Source organism: Pandoraea apista, assembly GCF_001465595.2.
Lineage (GTDB): Bacteria > Pseudomonadota > Gammaproteobacteria > Burkholderiales > Burkholderiaceae > Pandoraea > Pandoraea apista.
This window is the reverse complement of the sequence record NZ_CP013481.2, coordinates 4,075,447-4,095,490: the sequence shown is the minus strand read 5'-3', so window position 1 is coordinate 4,095,490 and position 20,044 is coordinate 4,075,447. Positions and strand designations below refer to the sequence as shown.

Annotated in this window: 17 protein-coding genes; 13 read left to right on the top strand and 4 right to left on the bottom strand. The window is 61.1% G+C overall.

The features are described from left to right. The first annotated feature begins 34 nt into the window (after positions 1-34). The 3 genes from AT395_RS18435 (at position 35) to AT395_RS18425 (ending at position 3,591) form a co-directional block, all read left to right on the top strand. Positions 35-1,672 (top strand): FAD-dependent monooxygenase, encoded by a 1,638-nt coding sequence (locus tag AT395_RS18435; RefSeq protein WP_048629936.1) that lies wholly within the window; start codon positions 35-37, stop codon positions 1,670-1,672. Positions 1,673-1,737: 65 nt separating this feature from the next. Then, a complete protein-coding gene (locus AT395_RS18430; protein WP_039373539.1) occupies positions 1,738-2,589 on the top strand; it encodes a fumarylacetoacetate hydrolase family protein in 852 nt (283 codons plus the stop codon). Positions 2,590-2,640: 51 nt separating this feature from the next. Further along, entirely contained in the window at positions 2,641-3,591 is a 951-nt protein-coding gene (locus AT395_RS18425; protein WP_048629935.1) for a VOC family protein, read from the top strand. Between the two features lie 62 nt (positions 3,592-3,653). On the opposite strand, the gene AT395_RS18420 is transcribed toward AT395_RS18425, so the two are convergent. Next, a complete protein-coding gene (locus tag AT395_RS18420) occupies positions 3,654-4,265 on the bottom strand; it encodes an NIPSNAP family protein (RefSeq protein ID WP_167370739.1) in 612 nt (203 codons plus the stop codon). Between the two features lie 220 nt (positions 4,266-4,485). On the opposite strand from AT395_RS18420, the gene AT395_RS18415 reads away from it, so the two are divergent. The 3 genes from AT395_RS18415 (at position 4,486) to AT395_RS18405 (ending at position 7,887) form a co-directional block, all read left to right on the top strand. Further along, positions 4,486-5,235, top strand: a complete 750-nt coding sequence (locus AT395_RS18415) for an electron transfer flavoprotein subunit beta/FixA family protein (RefSeq protein WP_048629981.1) — start codon at positions 4,486-4,488, stop codon at positions 5,233-5,235. Between the two features lie 12 nt (positions 5,236-5,247). Then, the gene (locus AT395_RS18410) at positions 5,248-6,192 is read left to right on the top strand and encodes an electron transfer flavoprotein subunit alpha/FixB family protein (protein ID WP_048629933.1); all 945 of its coding nucleotides are present in this window, start codon (positions 5,248-5,250) and stop codon (positions 6,190-6,192) included. Positions 6,193-6,369: 177 nt separating this feature from the next. Beyond that, the gene (locus AT395_RS18405; RefSeq protein WP_048629932.1) at positions 6,370-7,887 is read left to right on the top strand and encodes an AMP-binding protein; all 1,518 of its coding nucleotides are present in this window, start codon (positions 6,370-6,372) and stop codon (positions 7,885-7,887) included. 34 nt (positions 7,888-7,921) lie between these two features. Here the strand turns inward: AT395_RS18405 and AT395_RS18400 are convergent, their stop codons facing one another. Further along, complete coding sequence (locus tag AT395_RS18400; protein ID WP_039375741.1) at positions 7,922-8,692, bottom strand: SDR family oxidoreductase; 771 nt, start codon at positions 8,690-8,692, stop codon at positions 7,922-7,924. A 35-nt stretch (positions 8,693-8,727) separates the two neighbouring features. Further along, positions 8,728-10,752, bottom strand: a complete 2,025-nt coding sequence (locus AT395_RS18395) for an oxidoreductase (RefSeq protein ID WP_048629931.1) — start codon at positions 10,750-10,752, stop codon at positions 8,728-8,730. Positions 10,753-10,948: 196 nt separating this feature from the next. On the opposite strand from AT395_RS18395, the gene AT395_RS18390 reads away from it, so the two are divergent. From AT395_RS18390 to AT395_RS18365, 6 genes are all read left to right on the top strand, one after another. Next, positions 10,949-11,740, top strand: a complete 792-nt coding sequence (locus tag AT395_RS18390; protein WP_039375737.1) for an SDR family NAD(P)-dependent oxidoreductase — start codon at positions 10,949-10,951, stop codon at positions 11,738-11,740. 141 nt (positions 11,741-11,881) lie between these two features. Further along, positions 11,882-12,289 carry a Zn-ribbon domain-containing OB-fold protein gene (locus tag AT395_RS18385; RefSeq protein ID WP_039375736.1) on the top strand — a complete coding sequence of 136 codons (408 nt, stop codon included), beginning with the start codon at positions 11,882-11,884 and terminating at the stop codon, positions 12,287-12,289. 10 nt (positions 12,290-12,299) lie between these two features. Then, positions 12,300-13,415: an acyl-CoA dehydrogenase family protein gene (locus tag AT395_RS18380; protein ID WP_048629930.1), complete on the top strand. Its 1,116-nt coding sequence runs from the start codon at positions 12,300-12,302 to the stop codon at positions 13,413-13,415. Continuing rightward, a complete protein-coding gene (locus AT395_RS18375; protein WP_197090713.1) occupies positions 13,412-14,611 on the top strand; it encodes an acyl-CoA dehydrogenase family protein in 1,200 nt (399 codons plus the stop codon). Before AT395_RS18380 ends, AT395_RS18375 begins: the two co-directional genes overlap by 4 nt. A gap of 17 nt (positions 14,612-14,628) precedes the next feature. Next, the gene (locus tag AT395_RS18370) at positions 14,629-15,858 is read left to right on the top strand and encodes an acyl-CoA dehydrogenase family protein (RefSeq protein ID WP_231606176.1); all 1,230 of its coding nucleotides are present in this window, start codon (positions 14,629-14,631) and stop codon (positions 15,856-15,858) included. Between the two features lie 4 nt (positions 15,859-15,862). Then, positions 15,863-17,008, top strand: a complete 1,146-nt coding sequence (locus AT395_RS18365) for an acyl-CoA dehydrogenase family protein (protein WP_048629929.1) — start codon at positions 15,863-15,865, stop codon at positions 17,006-17,008. 81 nt (positions 17,009-17,089) lie between these two features. On the opposite strand, the gene AT395_RS18360 is transcribed toward AT395_RS18365, so the two are convergent. Then, on the bottom strand, positions 17,090-18,037 hold the full coding sequence (locus AT395_RS18360) for a TetR/AcrR family transcriptional regulator (RefSeq protein WP_072632873.1): 948 nt from the start codon (positions 18,035-18,037) through the stop codon (positions 17,090-17,092). A gap of 378 nt (positions 18,038-18,415) precedes the next feature. On the opposite strand from AT395_RS18360, the gene AT395_RS18355 reads away from it, so the two are divergent. Next, positions 18,416-20,032: a DUF1302 domain-containing protein gene (locus AT395_RS18355; protein WP_197090712.1), complete on the top strand. Its 1,617-nt coding sequence runs from the start codon at positions 18,416-18,418 to the stop codon at positions 20,030-20,032. The last annotated feature ends 12 nt before the right edge of the window (positions 20,033-20,044 follow it).

The following is a 20,044-nucleotide window of genomic DNA, read 5'->3' as shown; positions in this document are numbered from 1 at the left end:
CCGCGCCGCTCATTTCCGCTTAACGAAATCTCACATGAAGAAGATTCCGGTTCTGATTGCTGGCGGCGGGCCCGTTGGCATGACCCTTGCCCTCGCGCTGGCACGTTATGGCGTGCGCAGTCTTTTGGTGGAGCGCAACCCAGGCACGACACGTCATCCGAAGATGGATATCACCAACGCGCGGAGCATGGAGTGTTTTGCGCAGTTGGGCCTGGCCGATGCACTGCGGGCCGTCGCCGTGCACCCTGACCACAACTTTGATGTGTCGTGGGTCACGCGCATGAACGGCCACGAATTGCATCGTTTCCGTTATGCGAGTGTGACGCAATGGCGTGAGCGCATTCGCGAGATCAACGACGGTACGTTGCCGTGCGAAGCGCCGATGCGCGTCTCGCAGGTGGAGATCGAGCCTGTGCTGCAACGCGCCATTCTCGATGAACCGTTGGTGGATGCGCGTTGGGGAGTGGCGTTCGAAGCGTACGCCGCGTCAGACGAACAGGTCGTCGTGACGCTGCGTCGTGAGGAGGACGGGACGATCGAACAGGTGGCCTGCGAATTCCTCGTCGGATGCGATGGCGGCGGCAGTCGTGTGCGCCAGCAAATGGGCGTGGCGCTCGACGGACAAGCGGCCGTGATGCAGCGATTCATGACGCACTTCCGGTCCGACGCGCGTCATCTGCTGCAGCGCTGGGGTGTCGCCTGGCATTACCAATCGCCGAGAGGCACGTTGATTGCGCAGAACGACCGTGACGTCTGGACACTGCACACCCGCTGGCCCGAAGGGGTGCGTCCTGAAAACGTTGATCCCCGGGCGTTGGTGCGGGATTTCATCGGCGAGGATATCGATCACGAGGTATTGGTGTCGAATGCCTGGACGCCTCACTTGCTGGTGGCCGATCGCTACTCGGACGGCGAGCGCATTTTTCTCGCGGGCGATGCCGCCCATCAGTACATTCCGACGGGTGGCTACGGCATGAATACGGGGATCGGGGATGCCTGCGACCTCGGGTGGAAGTTGGCGGCTCGCGTGCGTGGTTTCGGCGGTGCGGGTTTGACGGGTTCCTATGAGACCGAGCGACGGCCTGTCGGCTTGCGCAACCGAGAGGGCTCCGGGCGGCACAACGAGATGCGAAAGACGATCGCGGGCCTGTACGACGACCGGCTTGATGGTGATGGTGCGCAAGCCGATGCCCATCGCCTGTCCATCGGAGAGCGTATCGGCGAGCTGGGCAACGCGGAGAACGAAAGTTTTGGGATTGAGCTGGGCTACGTCTACCGCGATTCGCCGATTGTATGCGCCGACTCAGGCACGCGTGACGCCTCCGACGATCCGCTTCATTACGTGCCGAGCGTCGCGCCGGGGGCGCGGTTGCCCAGCGTGTGGTTCGACAACGGCACCTCAAATCACGCCACGCTGGGGCCGTGGTTCACGTTGGTCTGCGTTGGCGGCGCCGTGCCGGGCAATGCGCTGGTATCGGTGGCTGCCCGGTTGGGGATTCCTCTTGCGGTGGTCATGCACGACACATCGCGCTGGCATGCGCTGTTTGGGCGAGGGCTGCTGCTCGTTCGGCCCGACCGGCATGTGGCCTGGCGCGGCGAACAATGTGACGACGAACGTCAGGCCGAGGCGATTTTCGCCCGAGTACTGGGGCGCTTGGCGAAAGGCAACTAATTTCGGTATGGGGTGACGGCCTGTCGCCCACGCATTCACGTTAATGAAGTGAACAGAGAGGTTTCATGAAGCTTGTCTCCTTTGAATTGGCCGGAAAAGCCGGCTATGGTGCGGTGCGCGAGAACGGCATTGTCGACCTCGGTCGGCGATTCGGCAGTGATGCGCCCACGTTGCGCGCGCTGCTCGAAATCGACGGTCTGGCGGCTGCTCGCCGCGTCGTGGAAGAGAGCGCCGCAGACTTTGCGTTGGCCGATGTCAAGCTTCTGCCGGTGATTCCCAATCCTGACAAGATCATCTGCGTCGGGCTCAATTACCACGATCATTTGGCGGAGACGGGGCGTACTCAGACCGAAAAGCCGGTGTTGTTCGCGCGATGGCCCGGTAGTCAGGTCGGCCATGGTGTCGATATGGTGAGACCGAAGATCTCGAGCGATTTCGACTTCGAGGGCGAAATGGCCGTGATCATTGGCAAGCGTGGTCGCCACATCTCTCGCGCAGATGCACTTTCCTATGTGGCAGGCTACAGCGCCTATAACGACGGCAGCGTGCGCGACTGGCAGAAGCACACGAGTCAATTCCTGCCGGGCAAGACGTTTGCCGGCACGGGCGCGTTCGGCCCCTGGCTGGTGACCACGGACGACATTCCCGACCCGACCCGGTTGACGCTCGAGACCCGATTGAATGGCCAGGTCGTACAGCACACCACGACCAATCTGATGATCACGGACATCCCGGCGTTGATCGAGTACTGCTCGACCATCCTGCCGCTGGAGCCGGGTGATGTGCTGGTAACCGGCACCCCGGGGGGCGTTGGCGCGAAGCGGACGCCGCCGTTGTGGATGAAGCCGGGTGACGTGGTCGAAGTCGAAATTTCGCAGATTGGCGTGCTGCGCAACTCGATTGCCGATGAAGTCTGATCGCAAAGCGCCGCGAGGTGCGCCTGCGCGCCTCGCGCAGTAGGGGGAACGATGGAGCTCAAAGCATTGGGATATCTGGGGTTGCGCACCTCGAAGCTCGCCGAGTGGAGGGACTTCAGCACGCGACTACTGGGCATGCAGCAGGTCGACGGCAGCGCTGGCACCCGGCTTTTCCGTATGGATGAGCGTGCCCAGCGCCTGGTGGTGAGTGAAGGTGCCCACGACGCCTTGGACTTCATGGGTTGGGAAGTCGACAGTGCCACCGATCTGTCAGCGCTCGCGTCACGTCTTGAGAATGCGGGAGTTCGCGTCGAGGTCGGCACGCGAGCACTGTGCGAGCAACGTCAAGTGAGCGAGCTGATTGCCTTTTGCGACCCGGTGGGTAATCGCCTTGAGGCCTTCTGTTCGGCCGCGTTGGCCACGGCACCCTTTGCGCCGGGGCGTCCGCTGTCTGGATTCCGTACCGGAGCACTTGGCATGGGGCACGTGGTGTTGCATGTTGAAGACGTCGATGCGCTGTTGCCGTTCTATCGGGACCTGCTCGGCTTTCGGACCACCGACTATGGTCTGACACCTTACAAACTGTACTTTTTCCATCTGAACCATCGGCACCACAGCTTTGCCATGGTGGGCTCCGGGCGGCGTGCGTTCCATCACTTCATGGTGGAGTTGTGCAGTCTGGACGACGTGGGGCAAGCCTACGATCTCGCACAGCAGGAGCCAGGGCGTGTGGCCTACACGCTTGGCAGGCATCTCAACGATCAGGTCACGTCGTTCTACGTGCACACCCCTTCCGGATTCTTTGTCGAGTACGGTTGGGGCGGCTTGATCATCGATCCCGAGAGCTGGTCGCCGCACGAAACCTTTGGCGGGCCCAGTCTGTGGGGGCATGATCGGCTGTATGACATGCCTGAGCAGCAAAAAGCACATCTGCTGCAAATGCGACTTGAGGCCGCAGCCAATGGTCTGCGTGCCCCCAATCCTTACGTCCCCGGGTTCTGACAGCGTTCCTGCATCCGCATCCCGCGCGTTCGCGGGGTGCGGTTCGCTTCCGACCTGTTGCGTCACGCCCAATCCACCTTGATCTCCGACATCAGATAACGATCCGCCCGCTCCAGCAAAGCGGGCTGGTGGGCATGCCGGCGAGTACGAATTCGCGTGTCTATGGCCGCCTGTGCCGCGACGCGCTGTTCGGAATCGTTCCAGCCGATGAAATAGACGGCGCTGGGCGAGGTATAGCCGCTGGTGACATCAAACGCACCATACAAATGGGCGCCAGCGCCCTTTACTTCGGGCGCAAGCCCGTGGGTAATCTCGTCTCTCACCGCGCCAGAGAGTCCGACGGTCGTCGACTGAACCACCATCTCGGTGAGTGCCGGGCGCACTCCGTTTTCGGGCAAGTGCCACGGTACGATCGCTCGGAGAAACAGGATGTCAAAGCGCTCGACCAACTCACTGCCCGCATTGGTTCGCGCACGGATCTCGGCCCAGTCGGGATCTGCGTAGAAGCCAGCCCATGCCCGGGTGCGGGTCGCCATGTCGGGCCAAGGCGTCACATATGCCAGAAGCGGCGTGTTTGGGCCGGCCAATACGTCCCACGTCGCCGCAGGGACGATGCCGTGACGCGGGAAGACACGACACAAATCTTCCTGAAGGCGCGCGCGCATATCGGGCATGCGTCCCGATGCGACGTGATAGAGGCGCAGTTCGACGAATGATTCGTCCAAAGTTTCCATAACGTCATCTCATAGTTAAAAAAGGAAGGGCCCGGGCATCGCCGCGTTTCCATGGGTTGCGGGGCTTGCGATCGGGTTGCTGAACTTCAATAACTGATATAATATCAGTTATTGAAGTGAGCATCATACGGTGTTCAGCGAAGAACTGCTTGGGGACGAGATGAAGATTCTGGTGCCGGTAAAACGCGTCACGGATTACAACGTGAAGATCCGCGTAAAGCGCGACGGGAGTGGTGTCGATATCGCCAATGTGAAGATGTCGATGAACCCGTTCGACGAGATCGCGGTAGAAGAGGCGGTGCGATTGAAGGAGGCCGGTGTGGCTACGGAGGTGATCGCAGTGTCTGCGGGGGTATCTCAAGCGCAGGAGACGTTGCGCACGGCGCTGGCGATCGGTGCGGACCGGGCGATTCTGATTGAATCGGATCAGGCGCTGGAGCCCCTGGCCGTCGCCAAGCTGCTCAAGGCGTTGGTGGACCGTGAACAGCCGCAGTTGGTGATCCTGGGAAAGCAGGCGATCGACGACGACTCGAATCAGACCGGGCAGATGCTCGCGGCGCTGGCGAAACTGCCCCAAGCAACGTTTGCATCGAAAGTCGCGGTGGTCGGCGATCGGGTTGAGGTGACACGCGAAGTGGATGGCGGGTTGGAGACGCTGTCGTTGTCGCTCCCCGCCGTGGTGACGACGGATCTGCGCTTGAATGAGCCGCGTTACGTGACGTTGCCCAACATCATGGCAGCGAAAAGGAAGCCACTGGCGGTCATCAAGTCAGCGGATCTGGGCGTGGACGTGTCGCCTCGTCTGAAGACTCTGCGGGTTGCGGAACCGCCTGCGCGGGGGGCGGGAGTGAAAGTGCCGGATATCGGGGCGTTGGTCGAGAAACTGCAAAACGAAGCCAAAGTGCTTTAAGGAGACACAACGATGAGCATTTTGGTAATTGCGGATCACGACAATCAAACGATCAAGTCGGCCACCTTGAATACGGTCACTGCGGCGCTGAACTGTGCGTCGGGCGACGCTGACGTACACGTGCTGGTGGCTGGCGCCAATGCCTCGACCGCGGCAGAGGCCGCCGCAAAGATTGCGGGTGTCGCGAAGGTGTGGCTGGCCGACGCGGCACATTTGGGCGACGGGTTGGCTGAGAATGTGGCGGCGCAGGTGATCGCAATGGCGCATGGCTACACGCACATTCTGGCGCCGGCCACACCCTACGGGAAGAACGTGGCGCCGCGCGTGGCGGCGTTGCTCGACGTGGCTCAGATTTCAGATATCACTCGCGTCGAAAGTGCCGATACGTTTGAGCGTCCGATCTACGCGGGCAATGCTATCGCTACGGTACAGAGCGCCGATGTCGTCAAGGTCATCACTGTGCGCGGAACCGGATTCGATGCGGCCTCACCGAGCGGTGGGGACGCTTTGATCGAGTCAGTGCCGGCGGTCAAGGATTCGGGTCTGTCGCAATTCGTGGGTCGACAGGTAACGAAACTTGACCGTCCGGAACTGACCTCAGCAAAGATTATTGTGTCGGGTGGGCGCGGCCTGGGGTCGTCGGAGAACTATGCCAATGTGCTGACACCGCTGGCCGACAAGCTTCACGCGGCGTTGGGGGCCTCTCGCGCGGCCGTGGACGCAGGGTATGTCCCCAATGACTACCAGGTCGGCCAGACGGGCAAGATCGTCGCGCCAGAGTTATATGTGGCGGTGGGTATCTCGGGGGCGATCCAGCATTTGGCCGGAATGAAGGATTCGAAGGTGATCGTGGCGATCAACAAGGATCCGGAAGCGCCGATTTTTTCGGTGGCCGATTTCGGGCTCGTTGACGATTTGTTCTCTGCGGTTCCGCTTCTCGTAAAGGCCATTGCCTGATCGGGTTCGGGCTGTCCGCGCGAGATTGCAGCCTGGATGCGATGCGATGCGTGGCGCGGACTAGGGATGTAACCGATTTTTTGAGGGCATCGCATGCGGGAAACTGTGCGTTCTTGCATGCCATCGATCTGGATGACAGGCCCATTGCCACCCGCCATTCCCGTTTGAGACTATCCGATGCGACCGGATGACCACATCGCCGCCACCCCCGCCAGGGCGGCGCTTGTCGTCGCCAATGCCAATGGCGCGACCACGTTAGATTATCGGCGTCTGAGTCAGCGCAGCCGTCAGCTCGCCGCTTACTGGGCGCGAGAGGGGTTGCGTGAGGGCGACACGGTTGCCGTTCTTTTGGAAAACCGGGTCGAGGCTGCCGAAATCATGTGGGCCGCGCAGCGATCCGGCCTGCGTTATACGTTCATCAATCACCATCTCTTGCCCGCCGATGTCGCTTATATCGTGCAGGATAGCGACGCTGTCTGTGTCGTGACATCGGCCGATCTCGCCGAGTCCTTGCTTCCCGAATTCCCCGCTCTGATCCGGGTGGCACTGTGCATGGATCGCGATGTGAGCGGGTATGCTCGTTACGAAACGATCGTGGATGCCGCCGAGAGGATATTCGCGGATGCACCGGCGGTGGAGGGGGCCATGATGCTCTACTCGTCGGGCACGACCGGGCGCCCCAAGGGCGTGAAATACGACCGGCCGAGGCAGCGGTACGGGGAGTTTGTCGCTATCGCGGAGCTTCTGCGCGACGGATTCGGTATCGGCCCCGACAGTGTGTTGTTGCTGGCAGGTCCGCTGTACCATGCCGCCCCGCTTAGCTGGATGGGGGCGGCCCAGCGACTGGGGGCGACGGTCATTGCGTTGGACAAGTACGACGCGCACACCTGCCTGCAACTGATTTCCCAACATGGGGTCACGCATGCCCTAATGGTGCCGACTCACTTTGTTCGATTGCTGAAACTGGACAGCGAAGTTCGCGCAAGGTATTCGACGGCGTCCCTCCAGCGGGTGATTCACGCGGGTGCGCCGTGTCCGGTGGAGGTCAAGCGCCGAATGATGGCATGGTGGGGCCCCATCCTCCATGAGTTCTACTCCAGCACCGAGGCCAACGGATTTGTGATGATCGGGCCTCATGAGTGGCTCGCCCACCCCGGGTCGGTCGGCAAGGTGACTCGGGGAAGCATTCGCATCACCGACGACGCAGGGCAGCCAATGCCACCGGGAGAGCCGGGATTGATCTGGTTCGAGTCGGCGGGCGTTGCTTTCTCGTATCACAAGGCGGAAGACAAGACGCGTGCGGCATACGATGCCCAGGGACGAAGTACGGTTGGCGACATCGGCTACGTGGACGCCGACGGGTATCTCTACCTGACGGATCGCAAGGCCAACATGATCGTATCGGGCGGTGTGAACATTTATCCTCAGGAAATCGAGAGCCTGCTCACCTTGCACCCCGACGTACACGATCTTGCCGTTATCGGCACTCCCGACGAAGACCTGGGTGAAATCGTGACAGCCGTTGTTGTTCCCACGCCGGGCGTGGCGCCGGATGAGCGCCTCGCCGCCGCGCTGAGCAGCTACTGTCGTGCGCATTTGGCGTCGTTCAAGTGCCCGCGCAAGGTGCGCTTCGTCGAGGCTGTGCCGCGAACACCGACAGGAAAGCTACTCAAGCGGCTGATCGCGCTCGACTAAGCGCGGCGGGCAACCGGGACGGTCGCTGGGCGGCTCAGGAGAGCAGGAAGCCGCCGTCCACGGTGAGGCTGGCCCCAGTGGTAAAGCTCGCCGCATCCGAGACGAGATAAAGGGCAGCACCGACCATGTCACTTGGTTGTCCGACGCGACCCAGCGGTAACCGAGGCATCAGCGACGCCATGGACGCTGGGTCATGGATCAGGGGCGCGGCGAAGCGGGTATCGGTCGGCCCCGGTACCAGGGCATTCACACGGATGTTGTCAGCCGCGCATTCGCGGGCAAACGCCAGCGTCATGGAAATGACCGCTGCCTTGGTAATCGAATAGATACCCTGTTGATCCCCCGGGGCGAACGCGTTGACCGACGCCACGTTCAGAATCGAGCCACCGCCTCGGCGAGCCATCTGCCGCGCAGCACACACGGAACTGTAGAAGAAACCCCGGACGTTGACGTCGACCGTCTTCGCAAAGACGGCGGGCGAGGTATCGACGATGGGGCCCTGGTACGGGTTGGCTGCGGCATTGTTGACGAGTATGTCCAAGCCTCCGTGAGTGGCTTCGATCTCGGCAAAGGTCGCTTCGATTTGCGTCAAGTCGCCCAGGTGGCAGGGCCTCGCACTGGCTTGCCCGCCCGATTCGCGGATGCTGTGGGCAACCTGCTCGCACGCGTCGGCCTTGCGGCTGGCGATCACCACATGTGCGCCATAGGCGGAAAGGGTTCTCGCGATGGCCTCACCAATACCCCGGCTGCCGCCGTTGACGAGGGCCACCTTTCCTGCAAGATCAAACATGGAATCTATGAGCATGAGTTGTGTCGGCGAAATGAGGGAGGCTTGCGGCATCAGCAACGGAGTTCACGCGGGGGCGCGCCGGTGGCGCATAGCGCGACCACCGCGCTATACGCCTGATTCACGGCGTCGCCGATACGTCCGCCCCGACGGGCATCGCCGATCGTGACGACGGGGATGCCTGCCTCGAGCAAGGCTTCGGTCAGCGATGTGTCGGGGGTTCGTCCCTGGGCGATCAGGACGGCATCGGTCTGTACCTCTTTGGACTGGCCGCTCGGTGAGACCAATGTGACGGTGCCGTCGGGGGCTATGCGTCGGATTTCGTATTCGTCGACGATCTCAATCGCAGGATTGGCCTGTAGGCGGGCGAGCAGCACCTGTCGGTAGATCATTTCTGCGGATCGTGCGAGTTGTTTGGCCGCAGAGCGCGATACCAGCACGACTCGATAGTGGCGTGCAGCCAGGTACTCGGCGGTTTCGCAGCCGGTTTCTCCGCCACCGTAGACCATCACCGGGTGTTGCCCCGGAGCGGGCAGGGCGCTTGCGTCACCCATTAGCAGCGCATAGGCATCATGCACGTTCGGCAGGCTTATGCCGTCGATGGACATCGGCTTCGGGGTGCCGCCGCCTGCCACGACAACGATTGCCGGCGGAGCGCTCAATAAATCTTCACTCCGCACCCGGTGCCCCAAATGAACCTTGATATCGGCGCTTGCGAGACATTGCTCGAGGTATTGCTGATACCAACCAAGTTTCTCCTTGTCGGGAGGCGCTGCCGATGCGATCAGGCCACCCCCCAACTGTTGGCGCGCTTCGAAGAGTTCGGTGCGAAACCCGGCAGCATCGAGCATGAGTGCGGCCGACATGCCTCCCGGGCCGCCACCGATTACCACGGCTCGGGCACCTCGCAATGCCCCCGCATCGGGCAGAGCATCGAGCTCGTGGCCGGTGCGTGGATTTTCAGCACACCCGATGCCGCCGTGTTCTCCGGCGTGCATGGAGACGCAATAGTTGCACGAGGTGCATGGCCGGATCGCTTCGATCTCCCCTCGTTTGGCCTTGTTGGGCCACTCGGGATCCGCGAGCAGAGGGCGTCCCAAGGCAACCAGGTCGGCGTCGCCACGGACGATTGCTCCCTCCGCGGTTTCGGGCCAACGTATCTGGCCGACCCCAATGACAGGCACGTCGACAGCGGCGCGAATTCTGCGTGCGTAGGGCAAGCGCCAGCCTTCGGGGACCGACATCGGTTCGATGACCTTGTCCAGTCCGGTCCATCCGGTGCCGATGGAAACGTGCAACGCATCTGCACCGGCTCGTACCAAAGCCGGGGCGATTCGCACCATGTCGTCGATGTTCAGTCCGTGCGGGCTGAATTCGTCGGCGGACAATCGATAGATCAACGGACGGTTGCCAATCGCGGATTTCACCCGGGCGATCACCTGCGAGGGAAATTGCAGACGGCGGGCTTCATCGCCGCCCCAAGCGTCGTCGCGATGATTGGTCATCGGCGACAGGAACGACGTCAGCAGATAGCCGTGCGCACCATGCAACTCGAAAGCGTCGTAACCCGCGCGAACACCCAACTCGGCCGTGCGTCCGAAACGTTCGATCAGTTGCTCGATTTCGTCTGCCGTAAGGGCGCGCGCCGAGCGCTTTGTGGGGTCCCGTCGAGAGGGGACGTCGCTGGGCGCTACCGCGATGCCGTCGACCAACAGACTTCGAACGGCACCGTTGCCACCGTGCTGTAGTTGTAGTGCGGCCGCCGCGCCCCCCCGGTGAATACCTTCAACCAGCCGTTGATGGCCATCGAGGAAGTGAGGGGTCTCCAGGGTGAGTTGCCGATGCTCCGAGCGCCCGGTGGCTGCGTCGACACAACAGAACTCGACAATGATCAATCCAATGCCGCCGGCGGCCCGCGCCTGGTAGAACGCTACCTGCCGTGGGGAGACCGAACCGTCAGGATGGCTCATGTTGGTTGACATCGGCGCCATGACAGTGCGGTTGCGCAAGGCAAGCGTGCCCAGACGAAATGGGCTGAACAATGACGGGTAAGGCGTGTTTTCGGGGCTGGCTTTCATCGATGACCGACTAAAGAATGCGTGAGTGCCGTAGGACGGCGCAGGCCCGCTACCGCCACCCGTTCTGTTTTTGCCGATTGACAAGTGTACGTCGCGGAATCAACATAAATGATAATGTGTTAGTTTTTAGAAGTCTCATATAAATCGATCGGCACGTCAATTGGTGACGACATCGGTCGTATCGGGAGGAGCGCGTATGCAACGTCGATTCGAAGGCAAAGTGGCGCTAGTGACAGGTGCCGGACGTGGAATGGGGCGAGCGGTATCGCTCGCGTTGGCATCGGAAGGGGCATCGGTGGTCGTCTCGGCTCGTACAGCGCGCCACGGCGATGCCGTGGTGGCCGAAATTCGGGCGCTCGGGAGCCAGGCGTTGCGTGTCGGCGGAGATATTTCGGATCGAGAGGCGGTACAGGCCACCTTCGACGCGGCGGCGCAAGCGCATGCTCGTCTGGATATCGTCGTGCACTGCGCTGCCGATGCGGCACACGGTCGGGTTGTCGGTATGCCGGATGAGACCTACGATTATCTGATCAAGAGCAACATTTACGCGCCGTTCTGGATTGCGAAGGCTGCGGCTCCCCTGTTGGCCAACGCGCCGGACAAGGGGCGCATGATTTTTATTTCGTCGGCGATGGCCAATCGCACGTTCGTCCCCGGATTGATTCCGTACGCGGCGAGCAAAGCGTACCTGAATGCCTTTGCCCGCGGCCTGGCGGTGGAGCTCGGAGGGCAGAATATTCTCGTCAACGTCATAGAGCCGGGGTTGATCGCGTCGGATCGTCTCAAGCAGAAATTCAATGATGCCCAGATCAATGCCATGTCTGCCGGATATCCGGTGCCACGCGCCGGAACGCCTGACGAAATCGCTGCGGCGGCACTTTTTCTGGCCTCGTCCGACGCGAGGTACATCACCGGTGCCGCGCTGCTCGTGGACGGAGGTGTCAGCATGGTTCCGCTCACGGGGTTGCCGGAGAATATGAGCCGCTAATGACCGTTGTCCTGCACTCACATACGTGTTGCGTTTCGAAAAACTGACGATGTAACAGTTTTGTGTTAATCTGCATTTTGAGATGCAACTGGCCTGAGGACATGCGGTACTTGGGCGCCACTCGATTCAATGGGAACCGTTATGACGACCTTTCGCCCCCTTCCGCTTCTCACCGATATCAACCGCTTCTTTTGGACGAGCGGGGCCGACGGCAAATTGCGAATGCAGCGTTGTCGCGGGTGCGGTCACTGGCAGCACCCGGCCGGGGTAATTTGTTCGCAATGTCTGAGCCGGGATGTGGCGCCCGAAGTGCTGTCGGGGTTTGGCACCGTCGAAGCGGTGACGGTTAACCACCAACCATGGTTTCCTGACGTGGAGGTGCCGTATGCCATCGCCATCGTCAGCTTGCCGGAGCAGCCGGGTCTGAATCTCACCACCAACATTGTCGGCGTGCCGCCCGATCTGGTGAAAATCGGGCAGCGCGTCAAGGTTGTGTTTGAACCGGTGGAGGATGTGTTTCTGCCGCTGTTCACGCCAGTGACCGAATAACGAGAATCTAATGGAAGATCACGACGATCTCGCGCCGATCCGGGACCAGGCCCGGCGCTTTTTGAAAGATGCACTCTCGCACGACCACCTGAAAGCACTGCTTGAGGTGCCGGGGACTTTCGACCACGTTACCTGGCGTGAAGTGGTCGCGCTGGGGTGGCCGTCTGCATCCGTGCCCGACGCTGCCGGTGGTCTCGGGTTGGGGTGGGGGGCAACGTGCATGTTCGCAGAGGAATTGGGGCGAACCACCGGGTCTTTGCCGTTGATCGCGAGTGGGGCACTGGCTCGTGTCTTGCTTGAATGCCACGACGCACCCTCATTGCTTGCGGCCGGGCAGAGGCTGCTCGAAGGTGAGACGCATGCTTGCCTGGCTTTTACTGCGCCCGGCGAGGGAGGGTTGGCCGTGAATCCCACGGTCTCTCTGACGCCCGATGGGCTGTTTGGCGAAACCGCGTTTATCCCGTTTGGCGCAAGTGCCGATGTCGCATTGGTACACGCGTCTTGCGATACCGGCACCTGTTTGGTGTTGGTCGAACTCGCAGGCGGGGGCGTCACACGGGAAACGGCACCGACGCTGGACAACAGCCGGGCGTCGGCACGGCTCCGCTTTACAGGAGCCCCGGCCGAGATCGTCGGTAACGACGCCCCCGCGCTGTTCTGGAGAGTTGCGGGCGAGATCGCGTTGGCGACCGCCTTTGAGCAATTGGGGGGGGCGCAGGCGTGCCTGGATCTCGCGCGGGACTACGCCATGGAGCGCACTGCGTTTGGACAACCGATCGGTCGGTTCCAGGCGATCAAGACCAAGCTTGCCGAGATGTATGTGCGCATCGAGATCGCGCGCGGTTGCTCGCTTGACGCGCTCGCTGCGCTCGACGCCGGCGAGCCGACATGGTTGGGGCTTGCCGCGGGGGCTCGTCTGGCGGCGACCGAGGCGTATGAGTTTGCCGCACGAGAGAGTATCCAGACGCACGGTGCCATTGGTATTACCTGGGAGGCACAGCCGCATCACTATTACCGTCGCTCACGCACACTCGCGCTCGAATGGGGAAATGCCCTGTTCTGGCGGGAACAGTTGATGGCCGGGGCGGGGTTCAATGCTGGCATGGCGCGGGAGACGACAAAATGATGGACGACGATCTGCAAGCCTACCGGGCGCGCGCCGCACATTGGCTGGCGGAAAATGCGCCTCGCTACTCGGGAGAGGCTCGGCACGGATTGAGCTTCGAGGCCGATTTGGCCCTCGCGCGGGAATGGCAGGCGCTCAAGGCTGCCAACGGCTACGCTGGCATCACACTCCCCACATGCTATGGCGGCGCGGGCGGGAGCGAGCTCGAGAAGATCGTGTTCAGCGAAGAGGAAATGCGCTATGACGTGCCATGGACTTACTTCAGTGTGAGTCTGAGCAATCCCGTGCCGATCATGCTAAGGCATGCGACCGAGGACGAGCGTCGGCGCTTGGGTCCCCCCGCGATCCGCGGGGAACATATCTGGTGTCAATTGTTCTCCGAGCCATCGGCCGGCACCGATCTTGCCGCGTTGCGATTGCGTGCCGAGCGCAAGGACGATGGATGGGTGTTAAACGGGCAGAAGGTATGGACGAGCTGGGCTCAGATCGCGGATTGGGGCGTGATAATCGCACGCACCGACGCGACGGTCCCCAAGCATGCCGGGCTGACCTATTTTTACCTGGACATGCGCTCGCCCGGGATCACGGTTCGCCCGATTCGCCGTCTGGTGGATGAACCTGATCTTAACGAAGTGTTCTTCGATAACGTCTTCGTGCCCGATGCCCAGCGGCTCGGTGAAGTCGGCGCCGGCTTCAAGGTCGCCATCGAGACCTTGATGATAGAGCGCTATGCAGTCACTGACGAGTCGGGCTACGGGCCGACCCTGGAAGCGTTTGTCGAGATTGCGAGACACGCACGAATTCAAGGACGTCCCGCCCTTGAAGATGGGGAGGTGCGAGCCTTGATCGCACAAGTGATCACGGAGCGCCAGGGGCTGCGCTCGATCCATCAACGTGCGGTCAGCGCGATGGCCCGTGGTCGTCAGCCCGGCCCTGAGGGCGCGATCCGAAAGCTGCTGCTCGGGCGCACACGGCAGCGCATGAGCGCGCTCGCGCTCGATCTGCTGGGGGCCGACGGGGTTCAACTCGATCCAGAGGCATCGCCTCTCAGGGACTTCGCCCGTTCCTGGATCGATCCCAGTCTGCGCATTGCAGGCGGAACCGACGAAGTCCTTATCAATACGCTCGCCGAGCGAATTCTGGGGCTCCCCCAGGACTACCGCCCCGATAAAGGCGTGCCGTTCAACCAGTTGTGATCGTCGGACGTCGGCGCATGGGCGCGGCGTCCATCATTTCCGGAGTTCCCATGAATTTTGACATCGATCCCGATGATGTCGCATTTCGCGACGAAGTGCGGGTGTTCCTTCGCGAGCATCTTCCGGTCGATATGGCGGTTCGCACGCGGCGTGGTTACCATTTTTTGCGTGAAGACCAGCGCGACTGGACACGCATCCTGAACCGTCACGGTTGGTCCGGGGCCAACTGGCCGACGGCGTGGGGGGGCACGGGGTGGTCGCCGGTTCGGCAATTCATCTTCGAGGAAGAATGCTTCATGGCGGGTGCGCCCCCTATCGACACCGCGGGCTTCAAGATGATCGGCCCAGTGATCATGACCTTCGGTAGCGATGCACTGAAGCAGGAGTTCGGTCCCCGTATCCTCAATGGAGACGTTTTTTGGGGGCAGGGCTTCTCCGAGCCCAACGCCGGATCCGACCTGGCGTCTCTGTCGACCCGTGCCGTGCGTGATGGCGACGACTATGTGATCAACGGTCGAAAGATATGGACCTCATACGTCGAGACGGCGGAGACGATTTTTCTGCTTGCGAAAACCGATCCGGAAGCGCGCCAGCGCGGGATATCCATGTTGTTGGTCGACAAGAATGCGCCGGGTGTGACGATACGGCCGATCATCGATATCGGTGAGAGCCATACGCTCAACGAAGTTTTCTTCGACGACGTGCGCACACCAGCTCGCTACCTGGTGGGGGAAGAGGGCAAGGGCTGGACCTATGGCAAGTACTTGCTCGACCTGGAGCGTGCCTTTAGTGCCGAGTGGCCGAGAAATAAACGAAATCTCGAGCAGCTGCGCGCGATGGCGCGTCTCGAGCGAACGAACGGCACGCGATTGATCGATGCTCCCGGCTTTGCGTCCAGGCTTGCGCAGTTGGAGATCGACCTCCAGGCGCTTGAGTGGCTCACGTTGCGGGCACTGTACGAAAAGGACGAGGGTTCCACGCTACCCGTGGGCTCGTTGCTGAAGGTACGTGGCTCGGAGTTGCTGCAGAAGATCGGCGAGATGCAAGTCGAAGCGCTGGGTGATTACGGAACCTATATCTATCCCGATCCGGATCGAACGCCGGGGGGCGAAGCCACATGGCCCCCGGGACCAGAATACGCACCGGGGGTATTGCCCGATTTCATGTATCGCCGCGCCACTACCATCTATGGCGGTGCGAACGAAGTGCAGCGCACGATTATTGCGCGTTCATTCCTGGAATTGTGAGCCCATGGATTTTCACCTGAACGAAGAGCAGCAGATGTTGAAGGACAGCGTGCGTCGTTATCTCGCTGACCATTGCGGGTTCGAGAAACGTCACGAACTGGTCGCTCGCGGGAGTTTCGACGCCGAGCGTTGGGCCACGATGGCCGAGCTGGGATGGCTTGGCATGGCATTGCCTGAATCTCACGGCGGGCTGGGCGGCAACGAGATCGATACCGCGATCCTGATGGAAGCGATGGGCGAGGTATTGTTCGTCGAGCCGTTTTGGGCGATCGCCGTTCTCGCGGGGCAGACGTTGGCGGCCTTGGGCGACGATGCTCAGGCCAAAGCGCTGGTGGAGCAACTCGTTGTTGGGGCCGCGCGACCGGTGGTTGCGCATGGGGAAGCGCAGGCGCGCGGGAATCTGTCATGGGTGGAAACCACGGCGAGTTCGATCGGGGGCGAGCGCTGGCGGATCAATGGCAACAAATCCGCAGTCGTGGGCGGCAATGTGGCCGATTGCTTCCTCGTCTCGGCACGCACGGCGTCCGAGGTGTCGGATGCGCAGGGCATTTCGCTGTTTGTCATCAAGCGTGATACGCCCGGCCTGGTGATTCGGGATGTCCGCATGATCGATAACCGATGGTGTGCCGACATTTCGTTGCATGACGTCGTGCTCGACCGGGCGCAATTGCTCGGACCCGTGGGCGGCGCGGCCGATGCGTTGCAGATCGGCGCAGACCATGCATTATTGGCGGCGTGCGCCGAGGCGGTGGGCGTGGCAGACCGTGCCCTTTGGATCACCCGTGACTACCTGAAGGTGCGCAAGCAATTTGGCGTGACGCTCAGCACATTCCAGTCACTGCAGCACCGCATGAGCGAAATGCTGATTGAGTTGGAGCTGGCGCGCTGCATGGTGTTTCAGGCGCTGGCCGCGATGCCTCAGGAACGGCAGGCGCGTGAGGCAGCGCTCAGGGCAGCCAAAGTTCACGTTGGCCGCAGCACCCGGTTTGTCTGCGCGCAGGCCATTCAATTGCACGGAGGAATCGGCGTGACCGACGAGTACGTCGTCGGTCATCATTTCAAGCGGATCACAACCTTCGAAAATCTTCTCGGCAGCTCTCATTATCATCTGGAGCAATTGGCGGAGCGCGAGCGAATCGTGGTTGGCTAATCGCAGTGGCTCGCAGCCGCTACTGGCACGCAGAGCGATCTGCGATCCCTACTGCCGGCGACAGGCGTTGCCGGCTAGCGCTTAACGGGCGGCTGTTCGTTTGGGGGTCTTGCGAGGTGCCTTGGTTGCCGGCGGAGGATTCAGCTTCAGTTCCGCTTGAGCACCCGCGGACTTGAGGACGCGCTTAGGGGCTGCTTTCGCCGGCTTCTTGGCCGCAACGGCCCCCTGTTGCGCTGGCGCTGCGGGTTTGCGTGCCGAGGCCCGCGGCTTCTTCTTCGCGGTTTCCGCGGCTTGTGCGGCCTTGGCAGACGCTGGGGCGTCGAGCAGGGCATCGCCCGGGGGCTGACCACCGGTCATTACCAGCGTGATGATCCGCGCCATATTGTCGTTAATTCGCTTGATACCCAGGCCTCGCTCCATGACTTCCGGGTCAGTCGCGGCCATATGTTCCATGGCCCCCTGGATGATGGAGGCTTCAGCGTAGGCGTCCGCACGCCGACGTGTGCCCTGCGCGGGATTGACCGCAAGGATGCATTGAGCAAAGCGCTGGATGAAGGGGATGAAGGTATTGAGTCGAAGCTCGGCAAAGCGCGGGTCGCCGCGCGTGGCCTCGAGGTTTCGGTAGCGCAAGACGGGCCGGTGCTTGTCCCATACCGCGTTCAGCGCTTCGATGACATCCATCGCCCGATGGTAGAGGTTGTCGATGGCCCAAGGCTCGTCAAAGATCGCATGGATCTTCGCCATGTCCTGACCGGCGACTTCGCTCAGCGCGAACAGCAAATCCTTGGTGTCGTCGAAATACATATAAAAGCTCGCCGGCGACGTGCCGGCTTCGGCCGCAATCGCGACGGCCGTCAGCTCGACCGGCGAATGGGTATCGAGCAACCTGCGTGCGGCTTCCATCAGCCGTGCACGCGTTTCCTGGCCCTTGCGGCCTAGCTTCTGTCCCTGCTTGTTCTGATTGACGACGATGCTCATGTGCATGTCCGTGATTTTCATGTGGTCCACATACGCGATGTCGCTTTCCATCAAGCGAATCCGCGGAGATATCTTTTTATTTTGACACATCCGGATAAGGGCAGGTAGTTGTCGCGGAATCGCGACTGGCAGGGAGGGCATTACATCAATACAAAACTGATGATACATCATTTATTTGCAGCAATGTCGCGCGCGAATAAATGGGGGGATTCCCTATGGCTAAAAGCTGACGATCTATCTGTTATTCCTTGACGATGACAGGGTATCCGTGGCCTACTTCTGAAAACTGATGAAACGTCAGTAATTGAGCCGCACGGAGCGGCCGAGGTTGGAGACCCTCGGCAATACGACTTCGGTGGCGGGTGTGCCAACAGGAGGAGAGCGAGCGGTATGAAAAGAAATATACGAGTCCGTTTCCCACGAAACAGAATGTCCATCGCCTTGGCGACGGTACTGCTTGGCGTGTCCGGCGCGAGTCAGGGCATGTCGATCGATGTGGGCAATCCCGACATTGATTTGCGCTGGGACAACACGGTCCGTTACACGGGCGCGTGGCGGGTGAACCCGATCAGTCCGGCGTTCTATAGAAGCCCTGGCTACGATGAAACGGAGGGACGTTTCAAATCCGGTGACATGATTATCAATCGGGTCGACCTCTTGTCGGAACTCGATTTCATTTATCAGGGGAAATACGGCTTTCGCGTGAGTGGCGCCGCCTGGAACGAGATGGCATACGGTACCAACTCCGTGCGAAATCCTGCGATTTCGTCGAGCAACTACGCGAACGGGGCGTACAACAGCTATGCCCGACGTTACATCGTTGGCCCTTCGGGAGAACTGCTCGATGCGTTTGTATTCGGCACCTTCGAGTTGGGGCAAACATCGCTGAGCGTCAAGCTCGGTCAGCACAATGTGTATTGGGGGGAGTCGCTTTACTCCGTTAGCAACAGTATTGCCTACGCGCAAGGGGCGGTGGACACCATCAAGGCTGCCACCAGCCCGGGGGCCGAGGCCAAGGAACTGTACTTGCCCCGTAATCAGTTGTCGGCCCAGATGCAGTTGACGGATACCTTCTCCGTTGCCGGGCAGTATGCGTTTGCCTGGGCACCTTATCGGATTGTGCCGGGCGGCACCTATTTCGCGTCAGGCGACGCTGCGCGGTCGGATTATGCGGCCCCGGGTTTGCCTAACGGTCCAGATCTCACCCCGAAGAACCATGGGGATTTTGGTGTCAATGCGCGGTGGAGTCCGGCTGAGCTGGGGGGCACAGTCGGGCTCTACTTCCGCAAGTTTGACGAAAAACTTCCGTGGGGCTTTACGCAGGTCACGCCTGCGGGCTCGTCGCTTCGCTATAACTTTGCGCGGGGTACCGAGCTATACGGGGTGAGTTTTACTCGCAACATCTCGACGGTTAGTGTCGGTACGGAAATGTCGTTCCGCCGCAATACCGCGCTTAACGCCGTCGGGGGGTATGTGGTGCGTCCCACAAACGGCAGCTCGGCGAGCTATGCGGAGGCGGAAGGGCCACGAGGCAACACATTGCATGCTGTGATTAACGCGGTCTACTTGCTGCCGCGCTCGCCGCTATGGGCTGGCGGTACGTTGCAGGGGGAAATCAACTACAGCCGCCTGCTTGCCGTCACCACCAATCCGAATTTGTACAACGGCGTTGGCTACGGATGTCCGGCCGGGCAAACCAAGAACGACGGTTGCTCAACCAAGGACGCGTGGGGGATCAATATCGGCTTCACGCCGCAGTGGCCACAAGCCATCGCGGGCTGGGATATTTCGATGCCGATGTCGCTGGCCTACCAGATCGCGGGCAATGGTCCGGCACTGGGCGGTGGCAATCAGGGCTCGATCTCATGGTCCATCGGTGTGACTGGACTGTTGTATTCGAAGTATGAATTAGGGGTGAAGTATGTGAGCGCGCGCGCTCGCTACAACGTGAATCCGATCACGGGCGTTGTCACAACGACGAACGGTAGCAACGCGGTGCAGTCGCAACATGACTGGGTTGCCCTGACGTTCAAGACCACATTCTGACGGGCTCATCGT